Annotated in this window: 8 protein-coding genes; all 8 read right to left on the bottom strand. The window is 63.2% G+C overall.

Annotated elements, in window-relative coordinates:
* Positions 1–3: 3 nt before the first annotated feature.
* The 8 genes from EKO19_RS24080 to EKO19_RS24045 all read right to left on the bottom strand — a co-directional run bounded on the left by EKO19_RS24080 (position 4) and on the right by EKO19_RS24045 (position 10,928).
* Positions 4–1,608: a ShlB/FhaC/HecB family hemolysin secretion/activation protein gene (locus EKO19_RS24080; protein ID WP_175597165.1), complete on the bottom strand. Its 1,605-nt coding sequence runs from the start codon at positions 1,606–1,608 to the stop codon at positions 4–6.
* A gap of 198 nt (positions 1,609–1,806) precedes the next feature.
* Entirely contained in the window at positions 1,807–2,865 is a 1,059-nt protein-coding gene (locus tag EKO19_RS24075) for a CorA family divalent cation transporter (protein ID WP_129779332.1), read from the bottom strand.
* Between the two features lie 127 nt (positions 2,866–2,992).
* Positions 2,993–4,804, bottom strand: a complete 1,812-nt coding sequence (locus EKO19_RS24070) for a bifunctional metallophosphatase/5'-nucleotidase (protein ID WP_129779330.1) — start codon at positions 4,802–4,804, stop codon at positions 2,993–2,995.
* 232 nt (positions 4,805–5,036) lie between these two features.
* Positions 5,037–6,455, bottom strand: coding sequence for an FAD-binding oxidoreductase (locus EKO19_RS24065; RefSeq protein ID WP_129779328.1), 1,419 nt, complete (start codon positions 6,453–6,455; stop codon positions 5,037–5,039).
* 50 nt (positions 6,456–6,505) lie between these two features.
* The gene (locus EKO19_RS24060) at positions 6,506–7,252 is read right to left on the bottom strand and encodes a response regulator (RefSeq protein WP_129779326.1); all 747 of its coding nucleotides are present in this window, start codon (positions 7,250–7,252) and stop codon (positions 6,506–6,508) included.
* Positions 7,249–9,774: a PAS domain-containing hybrid sensor histidine kinase/response regulator gene (locus tag EKO19_RS24055; RefSeq protein WP_129779324.1), complete on the bottom strand. Its 2,526-nt coding sequence runs from the start codon at positions 9,772–9,774 to the stop codon at positions 7,249–7,251. Before EKO19_RS24055 ends, EKO19_RS24060 begins: the two co-directional genes overlap by 4 nt.
* Positions 9,771–10,577 (bottom strand): ADYC domain-containing protein, encoded by an 807-nt coding sequence (locus EKO19_RS24050; RefSeq protein ID WP_129779322.1) that lies wholly within the window; start codon positions 10,575–10,577, stop codon positions 9,771–9,773. The genes EKO19_RS24055 and EKO19_RS24050 overlap by 4 nt, the downstream gene beginning before the upstream one ends.
* Positions 10,578–10,667: 90 nt before the next feature.
* Positions 10,668–10,928: a hypothetical protein gene (locus EKO19_RS24045; protein WP_129779320.1), complete on the bottom strand. Its 261-nt coding sequence runs from the start codon at positions 10,926–10,928 to the stop codon at positions 10,668–10,670.
* Positions 10,929–10,991: the final 63 nt, after the last annotated feature.

Raw genomic sequence — 10,991 nt, 5'->3', positions numbered from 1 at the left:
ACCTCAAAACGCGTAGCGCACCCGGAAATGAATGCGCGAATCGCCCTTCTCAACGTCTTCCCAATCACGCAGTGGATAGGCCCAGTCGAGCGCGGCCTCGAGGCCGCCGAATCCGGTCAGGCGCAAGCCGGCGCCGGCGCTGTACAAATTGATGCCGCGGGCGACCAGATTGCCGTCGTCGTCGACCTGCGCGAGCTGAGTGACGTGCGCGGCATCGTAGAAAATGAACGTCGTGAGCTGACGAACCACGTTGCCGAACCACGCATGCATCGACGGCGAGCGCAGCTCGATGGTGCCGCCGATACCCCGGTCGCCCATCAACGCCGATTCGACATAGCCGCGCACGCCCTCGGCACCGCCGCTCGCGAATTGCTCGTTGCTGATCAGCGGATCCGGCGCCCACTGCGCCACGGCCTTCACGTAGATCGCCGAACCCGACCACAGGCTCTGCAGATGCGAGGCGTCGCCGCGCAGATAAAAGAAGCTCGCGTTGGCGTCGGCGCGCTTGTAGGTGAATTCGGCCTGATTGTTGATCACGCCGCGCATGCCGAAGTTGGCATTCAGATTGAACCCCGTGGTACTGCCATCGCGGCCGAGCACGCCGCTATAGCCGGCGGTCCAGCTCATGTAACGAATCGGCGTGGTGTCGTTCTTGCCGTCCGACAGCACGATGTCGTCTTTGAAATCCTTGTAGTCGGCGCCCAGCGTGACGTTCTGCGAATAGCCGCCGAGCAGCGGCAGACGCGCGATGTAACGCAGGCCATAAATGTTTCCCGTGCCAAGCACGGACAGATCGCCGCCCGTGTTCACGACCGCGAAATCGCTGTTGGTGTCGACCGCGTACACCGCGAGCAGGTTGCCGTTGGACAGCGGCATGAGATACGTGCCGGCGATCACGCGTGTCTCATCCAGATCCTCGGGCGAGGTCTGGTATTGCAACGACAGGCTATGGAACTTCTGCCACAGATTGTCGTAGCTGAGATTGACGCTGGCGCGCGTGTGCGTGGTGTTGGCGCTGTAACGATCGTTGACTTCGACGCTGCCGTGAACCGGCAGGCTGTCCTGCACTTTGAGCTCGATATCGACCGTGCCGGGCGAGCGCCCCGCCTTCAACACCGGCGTGATGCTCCGGTCGCGCGACTGCTGATTCACTTCGCCCAACTGATTCTGCAGCTCCGGCAGGCTCAACACAGTGCCGGGCTGCAACGATGTGAGCTCACTGCGAATGGCGCCGTTGGCGAAATAGCGCGCGCCGGTGATACGCACGCGATCCAGACGACCCTCGGTCACTTTCAGGCGCACGATGCCTTCGTTGACGGTCTGCTCGGGAATGTCCACGAACACCGTGCCGAAGCCCCGGTCCTTATAGAGCTTCTCCAACGCCTGGCGAACCACTTCGACGTCCGCGATGGTCTTGCCTTCGCCCAGGAATGGATAGACGACCGTTTCGATCGCCGTCGCCGGCAGCACGGTGTTGCCGAGCACGCGGTATTCGGTGATGGCGAACTTGTCTTGCGGAGTGTCGGCGTTGACTTCCTGAGCCAGCAGCCGCGGGCTGGCGATGACGGATAACGACAGGAATGCAACGGTGGCTGAGCGCAATGTCACGATGACCCTTCTGGTACGCGGCTCCTTCGCGTCGACTGAGGTCGATACGGGAATCGTCGCTGTGAATTCGCGACTTGATACTGGAAGCGGATGACATAGCAGTGACAACGTGCGCATTCATTTCACGCACGAATGTATGACACGACCAGGCGCCGTGTTCTGGCCGCGAAATGCGACCGAAAGATCAGATCGGAAGGGTTATAGCAACCGCCGCCAGAAGAACGCGGCAAGCGTGACGCCGCCGCTGGCGAGGATCAGCAGCATCACCCACCAGAACGCGTGACCGCCGTGCAAGCCCGGCAGGCCTCCGACGTTCATGCCGAAGATGCCGGTGACCAGCGTCATAGGCAGCATCACCGCCGTGACGATGGACAATACATACAAGTTGCGGCCGGTGTTCTCGGCGAGGCGCGATGCCAGCTCTTCCTGCAAGAGCTTGGAGCGCTCGTACAGCTCGGAGACTTCTTCGAGCGCGAACGCCAATGTATCGGTGGACGACTGCAACGCTTCGCGATCGGCTTCGGCCAGGGTGCCGGTCGGCCGATGCAGGAAACGATTCAAATCCGAGCGTTCGGGCGCGAACTCACGACGCAGCCGGGCGCACAAGCGTCGATTGCGACCCAGCAGCTCACGTTGCTGCTCGATGTTACCGGCCAGAATCCGATCCTCGATGGTGTCGAGCTGATCGGTCATTTCATTGGCCAGCCGCTTCACCCGACTGGTGCGGATGTCGAGCAGTTGCGCCGCCAGGTCGATACCCGAAGCCGCTGTGAGATTCGAGCGCATCTGCAGGCGCAGCTCGTCGGCGCTCCTGAGCGGATGCAGCCGGGCCGTGATCAGCAAATGCTGGCTGGCAAAACACCACAGCGGCGCGACCTCGGAGGGATCGGAGGCGTCGTCATAAGAGAAGTCGCTGACCACCAGCAACAGGCCGTCATCGACGATCTCGACCCGGCGATTGCCATCGTGCTCTCGCCACAGCTCTCGCAGTGCGTCCGGCAGAAACGCCGCATCGAGCAGCCATCGCCGGGCACGCGCATCGCTCAGATTGAAATGCAGCCAGAGCAGCGCATCGGACCCCGCCTGGACCTGTAACAAAGCCGGCGCGATCTCTTCGGACGGGATTTCCTGGGGCGCGGCGTGGGGCCGCAGCCGAAAGCCGCAGATCAGACCGCGGTCCGCGCCCAGGCTCTCGCTGAGCACAGCGGGCATCGGCTTGGGCCGCGCGTCCGTGATTTCCGACGGCGAATGTGACACTGGCGGGTCATTGATGTGACAGGTGCACCAAGGATACCCCAGCCGTCCAGCCCGTCATCGTTACTTTTTCGTGTGGCGCGGGCGGGAACCTCCTTGTTCCCTCCTCATCATCCCTGCTGGCACCTGCTCAGTTGGTTCGGAGGATCCGGCCTTCGATCGCCGCGCTGAACGGCTGCGGCAACGATTCGACATACTGGACCAGCGCCGCCAGATCGACCGGACCGATCACCCGGTTCGTGCCCGAGGGCAGTACCAGGAATCCGTCGCCGCCGGCGGCCATGAAGCTGTTGACCGTCACGCGATAGGTCGCCGCCGGATCGAGCGGCGTGCTGTCGGCCCGGAGAATCTGCGTGACACGATCGCCGACCGGGCGGGCGTTATCCCAGGTGTAGGTCAGACCCGAGCTCTTCAGGATCTTCGGGAAGCTCTGCCCCTGCCACTGCTGTTCCAGCAGCGTCTTGATCTGCGCCCCGCTCAGATCCATGGACACCAGGTCGTTGGCGAACGGCTGGATCGTGAACAGCTCGCCCCAGGTCACTTCGCCCGCATTCAAATCGGCACGAATGCCGCCCGGGTTCATGAACGCGAACTCGGCATTGGTCGTGACACGCTGCGCGTCGGCGATCAGATTGCCGAGCGACGATTCGCCCGCGCTGCTTTCGGTCCGGGTCAACGCCGTCGTCGCGGTGCCGACCACGCGATTCACCAGCGGCGCGACCCGCTCATCGGCCTGCGCCACGATCTCAGCAACTTTCACATCCGGCACCAGGCCCGGGCCTTCATCGCCCCAGGTCGTGACGATGGCGGCGGACTTCTCCACCACATCGGCGCTGTTGCGGCTGATGGCGAGATCGATATCGCCGTACGCCGTGCTGGCCGAGAATGCTTGCGTCAACAGAATCTGTTTGCCCGCGGCATTCGGCACCAACGCATTGGTGAAACCGTGCGCGTGACCGGAAACGACCACGTCCACTTCGCTGTCCAGACGCTTCACGATGTCCGCGATCGGACCGGTCGGCGGCAATACTTCCGGATCGGTCGGACCGGTGTAGCTGGTCTGACCCGTGCCCTGGTGGATGGTGACGATGAGGGTCTTCACGCCCTGACGCTTGAGCTGTTTCACCGAAGCATTGATGGCGTCGGCCTCATCGATGAACTTCAGGCCGGCCACGCCCGTGGGCGTCACGATGGTCGGCGTTTCCTTCAGCACCGCGCCGATGAAACCGATGGCGACGCCGTCCACCAGCTTGATGGTGTAAGGCGGCAGCACCGGCCGACCGGTGGACTGATCGATGACGTTGGCGCTGATGTACGGGAACTCCGCCCCCTGCCAGCGTTTCTCGAGGAACGGACCGTCTTCGTGATTGCCGCCATACACCAGGCGCAGCGCTTCGCCGATGCCTTCGTCGAACTCATGATTGCCGAACGTGCCGACGATGTTGCAACGAGGTTGGGTGTAAGCCTGCAGCTCATAGGGCAGCTTGCGGAACAGACGCACCGGCAAACATTGCTTGTTCGCCAGCTGATTCAACACGCTGATCGCCGGCTCGTCCTGCAGGAGCGCCGAATTCGGCGGCGAGGCGCCGACGTGATCGCCGGCATGAACGATGATCGCGCCATCCTTCGCCGCTGCCGAGGCCACTCGCAGATAGGAGGCGAGCACGGCGGCACCACCGGCCGGACGCGTGCCGACCGCGCGAGGCGACAGCTGGCCGTGGAAATCGTTGATACCGAGGAGCTTGATGTTCACGACCGGGTCGTGCTTCCAGCGAGAGTCGCGCCACGTGAGCCGCTGCGCCGCCTTGTTGCGAACCCCGATCCCTTCCAGCCGCTCCTCGAATTGATCCGATTCGTTGGAGTGGGACTGATCGTGCGCCTGAGCGGCGACAGAAACCGTGGCCGCGACCGCCGCGACCAACAACACGGACCGTGAACGCATGGCAACTCCTCTGCAATGACGCTACTGGCCCGGCACTATGCCGGCGGCGTTTTACAGAATCGTCGCGGAAAGATTGCAGCTTTATGGCGCCACGACCGCTCTTCAATATTCTTGGGCCGAAGCGCACTTGTTACATGTGCCGGCCGGCTCGCTCTTAGTCAGCGCGGGCCGCCGCCAGGCGGCCCATATATAAGTCATCTGTATGGGCCCCGCCCGCCGAAGGCGGCCAGGGCTAATCGAAGATTTTGCCTGGGTTCAAGATATTGTTCGGGTCCAGGGTCCGCTTCAGCGCCCGCATGATATCGACCGCCGGCTTGCCATGCTCCGCCTCCAGGAAACGTTTCTTGTGCAGACCGACGCCGTGCTCGCCCGTGCAGGTCCCGCCCATCGCGATCGCCCGATGCACCAGCCGTTCATTGAAAAGCTCACACGCCTGCCATTCCTTTTCATCGGTCGGATCGATGACCAAGGAAACATGGAAGTTACCGTCGCCCACATGACCCAACACGGTCGCCAGCAGCCCCGACGCGGACAGGTCCGCTCTGGACTCGGCGATACATTGCGCCAGCTTTGAAATCGGCACACAGGCATCGGTCGAGAACACCCGACATCCCGGCCGCAGCTGCAGCGTCGCGAAGTACGCGTTATGCCGCGCGCTCCACAACTTCGTGCGCTCCTCCGGCAACTTGGTCCAGCGAAACTCCTCGCCGCCGTTCTGTTTCGCGATCTCCTCCGCCACCGCCGCCTGCTCGGCCACCGACGTTTCACTGCCATGAAACTCCATCAACAGCATCGGGCGCTCGAGCAAGGTGAGCTTGCTGTAGCGATTCAGCGCCATCACCGTCATCTCATCGAGTAACTCACAGCGCGCGATCGGCAAGCCATACTGAATGATCTCGCTGGCCGTGCGCACCGCCGCGTCCACATCGGGAAAGTGACCGACCGCCACACTCGAGGCCTCCGGCACCGGCCGCAGCTTGACCACCGCCTGAGTCACGATCGCGAGCGTCCCTTCACTGCCGATCAACAGATGCGTCAGGTCATAACCGGCGGAGGATTTTCTGGCGCGCGTGCCCGTATGAATGATCTCACCGGCCGCAGTAACCGCGGTAAGCGATAAAACATTCTCACGCATCGTGCCGTAACGAACGGCGTTCGTGCCGCTGGCACGCGTGGCAATCATTCCGCCGATGGTTGCATCCGCGCCGGGATCGACGGAGAAGAACACCCCTTCCTGACGAATATGTTCGTTCAGCTGCTTCCGCGTAACGCCCGCCTCGACGACAGCGACGCCTTCGGCCGCGTTGACTTCGAGAATGTCGTTCATGCGGGAAAGGTCGAGACAGAGGCCGCCCTGAACGGCGAGCAAGTGCCCTTCGAGCGATGACCCCGCACCGTAGGCAATCACTGGCACGCTGTGTTGATTCGCCAGCGCGAGCGTAAAGGCGACGTCTTCGGTGGAAAGCGCGAAGATGACGGCGTCCGGCGGAGTGATGTCGTACGCGGACTCGTCGCGACCGTGATGCTCGCGAACCGATTCGGAGGTGACATAGCGATCACCAAACCGCTCACGCAACGCAGCCGCCACCACCGGCCCTACCGGCCGCTTCACCCCGGCTACGATCGCTCCAGCCACGCTGCCCGACGCCATCGATCCTCTCCACCGCCACCCTGCCGGGATCATACCGCAGACACTGCGATCTAGGCCGAAGGCACGTACTCGTAGCCACCGCCGTGGCCGCGCACGGTGCGAATCACGGTGGGATTGGCCGGCGCCGGCTCGATCTTACGGCGCAGCCGCGTGATGCGGAGATCGATCGCGCGATCGAAGATCTCTCCCGGATCGGTGCCGGACAGCGTCAACAGCTTCTCGCGCGACAGCACCACGCCGGGATGATCGGCGAATGCACATAACAATCCGAACTCCGCGCCGGTCAGCGCGAGAATTTCTCCTTCGCGATCGACCAGGCGCCGGCGGGCGCGATCCAGACGCCAGCGTCCGAACCAGCCTTCTCGCGCACCGGGCACTGCTGTAGAAGTATTGGAAACAGCGGCCCCAGTCAGCGGCGTCGGCCGGGGCATGCCCGTTCTTCGCCTCAGCACGCTGCGCACACGGGCTAGCAACTCACGCAGATCCGCCGGCTTCGCCACGTAATCGTCGGCACCCAGCTCGAGTCCGACCACACGGTCGGCAGTCGCGTCGTTCACAGTGAGCATGATCACCGGCACGTCCGACTGCGCTCGCAGCCAGCGCAACACCGTCAGGCCATCCTCGTCGGGCATCACCAGATCGAGAATCACACAATCCGGCGGCCGGGCGCGGTAAGCCGCACGCAAGGCCGGTCCACTCTCGAGGCTCAGGACTTCGTATCCTTGTTTGGACAGATATTCAACGACCACTTCGCGCGTCAATGCATCGTCGTCCACGATCGCGATACAGGATTTCAAGAAGCATTCCTCTCCTGATCCATATGCCGTGCGATCCTGCGCCGCGCGGCTTCATCCATTCCGGCGAGCACAGTCAACTCGCTTTCCACATCCTCGGGCACCTCGCCCAACCCTGCCTCGACATCCGTGGCCGCTCGTTGCAGCGCGAGCAATCCGAGCATGGCAGCGATGCCCTTGAGTGTGTGCGCTTCGCGACACGCAGCCTCATGCCGACCGGCTCTGCAAGCGTCGACTATTCGCTCGAACGCGGGCGGCGACATCAGATATCGGCGCGCAGCACTCTCCCATAGGCCGCGATTACCGCCCATGCGACGGATCGCACTTTCGAAGTCATAATCGACTCGTTCCGTCGACGGCGCCGATGTGCGCTCTCGTGCGATGCCTGAATTCGTTTCGGCGGGCGCGATCCACCTGAGCAGCACTTCGTTCAACAACTGCACGTCCACCGGCTTGCCCAGATAGTCGTTCATGCCGGCATCGAGGTAGCGCTGACGATCTTCGGCCATGACGTTGGCGGTCATCGCGATGATGGGAACGCAGGCGCGCGGTGAATCGAGTGCTCGAATCCGGCGCGTCGCCTCGACGCCGTCCATCACCGGCATTTGCACATCCATCAGCACGGCCTCGTAGTCGACCTCCGCCACCCGAGCCACCGCTTCGTGTCCGTTGACCGCGACATCCACGATCAGACCGGCGCGCTGCAGGAGCTCACGCGCCACCTCCTGGTTGATCTCGTTGTCCTCCACCAGCAGCACGTGTCGATTCGCGAGCAGCGCCGGTTCTGCCGCCGGATGCGGTTCGAACGCGGGAAATGTCCCGGTCGCATTGAAGGCGCTCAAGCCGAAGGATTCGAGGTGAGTCTCCAGAATCGACACGGCCGGAGAATTGTCATCCACCACCAGCACGTGCATGCCTCGCTGCGACTTCAGCGTCGCGGTATGACTACTGGCTGCGAGCGCCAGACCGAAACGCGCGGAGAACGAAAATGTGCTGCCCTGTCCGGGCTCGCTCTTTACAGCGATTTCCCCGTCCATGAGATCGACCAGCCGCTGCGAAATGGCCAGGCCGAGGCCGGTGCCGCCATAGCGGCGCGTCGTCGAGGTATCGGCCTGTGAGAACGATTCGAACAGATGGGCAATCTGCTCCGGCGTCAGGCCGATGCCGGTATCCGCCACTTCGAAGCACAACCGGACGAAATCGCGGCCCCGCTTGGCCGTCTTCACTCGCACCACGACCTGACCGGCTTCGGTGAACTTGATGGCGTTGCCGGCGAGGTTGAGCAGCACCTGGCCGAGCCGCAGCGGATCGCCGATGAATTGCGACGGCAGTCCCGGCTCGACGGCGAACAGCAGTTGCAACCCTTTGTTGGCCGCCGGCAGGTTCATGAGGTCGCCGAGATGGTCGAGCACCGCGTACAGATCGAAAGGCATGGACTCCAGCTGCAGCTTGCCCGCTTCGATCTTCGAGAAATCGAGGATGTCGTTGACGATCTGCAATAGCGTCCGCGCCGCGCCGTCGATCTTGCCCAGATAGTCGCGCCAGCGCTCCGGCTCCTTCGAAGTCACGCCCAGATGAGTCAGCCCGACGATGGCGTTCAACGGCGTGCGGATCTCATGGCTCATATTGGCCAGGAACTCGCTCTTGGCCTTCGATGCCGCGTGCGCCTCCTCGGTCGCCTTGCGCAGTTCGTGCTCGTGGCGCACGCGCTCGCGCAGATCGGTCATCGTCGCGAAGATCTGCGCCTTGCCGCCGAGCTGCACACGGGTCAGCGCGACTTCGCAAGGCCGAAGCTGGCCGTCGCGCGTCTTGTGCATCCAGTCGAAGCGGTTGTAACCGCGCTCGAACGCGAGCGAGATCATTTCCCTGGCCTTGTCCATCGACGCACTTCCGTCGGGCTGGAACGGTGGCGAGAAGGACGGAAAGTCGCGGGTGAACTCCTGCTCGTCTTCGATCTCCAGCAGTTCGCGCAGCGAGGGATTGGCCCCCGAGAACGTATATTCCTCATCGATCATCACCAGGCCGATCCGAGTGTGATCGAAGATCGCCCGCAGGCGCTGCTGTGCCGCCTCGGCACTGTCGCGTGCCGCCGCCAACGCGGCATCCAGCTCGCGACGTTCCGTCACATCCTGCCAGAAACCGTTGAAGATGGTGCTGCCATCGTCCTGCCGTTGTGGTGTGCCCATACTGAGAATCCAACGCAATTCACCGGTCGTGGCGTGCCGGATGCGGAACTCCGTACGCAGCGGCGCCAGTTCGCGCGCGGCACGCAATGTTTCCTCGTGGATTTCGGTGGGATCGTCCGCCACCAACGACAAGACCGTCCTGGCCAGCTGTTCGCTGTCGTCCATGTGCGCTATTCCCGCGAGTGCCAGCGCGCCGGGGCTCATGTAGGTCGCCTCGTATCCACCGTCGGGCCGCACGCGAAACTGATACACGGCGCCGGGGATGCTGGCGATGATGTCCTGGAGCCGCTTTTGATCGAAGTCGGAGACCGGGCCGCGTCCGGCGTCTGCAACGTTCATTTTTCAACCTGAGGTGCGGGCAACAGTCGTGAGGTATTGAAAATGCGGGCACCGAGCGCACGAGCGTTGGTCTCGTCGCAGACCGGTATCTTCGCCAGCGACGGGCATCGCTCCAGCAACTGCTCGCGCGACAACAGATCGGCCCAGCGCGTGTGATGCACGCAGACGGCTCCCTGCTCCGTCCAACCCGCCTCGAACATATAACTCACGTCGTTTGTTAAGCCGCGCGTCTGTACGCCGTAATCGTCGTAGGTATCGATCGTGGTGCGCTCTTTGGTATGGGGCATGCCATCGCCGCAGTAATCGGCACGGACCATACGAACGCAGGCCGCGTGCAGCGGCATGAGATCCTCGCCTTGCGCCGCCCTCGCCCAGGGACGATACCCGAAAGTCGCACATTTTCCGACCGCGCCCGAGGAACAGGTAATGGTGATGGCATGTTCGCGCCCAGGGTGTCCCTCCGGCAGCACCACGGGAAAACCCCAGCGTCCACCGTGGGCATCGGGCCCACAGGCCGGCTTCCAGCCGCCGAGCTCATCCATCACCTGGAAGTCGTGCCGGAGCAGGTCTGGATATTTCTCATCGGCAACGATGGCTGCCAGCTTCAGCGCTATTGTTTGGTTCGCTCCGAAGGCAAGGTGGACCACCGCACCCGCCAGCTCAGTACCGCGCAACACGCGGCCATCGGCCAGCTCGAGCACAAAGGCGCTGCCCTCGACTCTCAAGGTGGGTTCGGCGTGAGCACGAAACATCAGCAGCGATAACGCGGCGGCGGCGACAAGCACGCACTGCTTGAACTTCATGGGCAAGATTCGGAATGTGACGATGGGTCGAGCGACGGCAGACGCCCGACGGGTGTCAGGACCCGTCGGGCGCAGGCGCCGCTAACGGGTTCAGCGGACGGCGATCGTCTCGCCGTTCGGTAGCGTGACCGCGACCGGACGGCCGATGGTCTGGCTGTTGAGCGCCGGTCCTTGCAACACCGGCCCCTGCAACACCGGCCCCTGCAGTACCGGCCCTTGCAACACTGGTCCTTGCAGCACCGGGCCGTTGAGCACCGGCCCTTGCAGGACCGGACCGGCGTGCGCGACGACGCCGCAGGCCAGAGCGGCGGCGGTCGCGATCATTCCGAAAATTCGCTTGAGGCTGAGCATTTGTCAGAGTTCTCCGTAGTCGAAGAGCGGATCTCTTCGTCGACTACAGCCTAGACGCCGCCT

This window comes from Peristeroidobacter soli (assembly GCF_004138485.1).
Taxonomy (GTDB): domain Bacteria; phylum Pseudomonadota; class Gammaproteobacteria; order Steroidobacterales; family Steroidobacteraceae; genus Steroidobacter; species Steroidobacter soli.
Note: the sequence above shows the minus strand (reverse complement) of the source record. Positions and strands in the feature narration are given on the sequence as shown.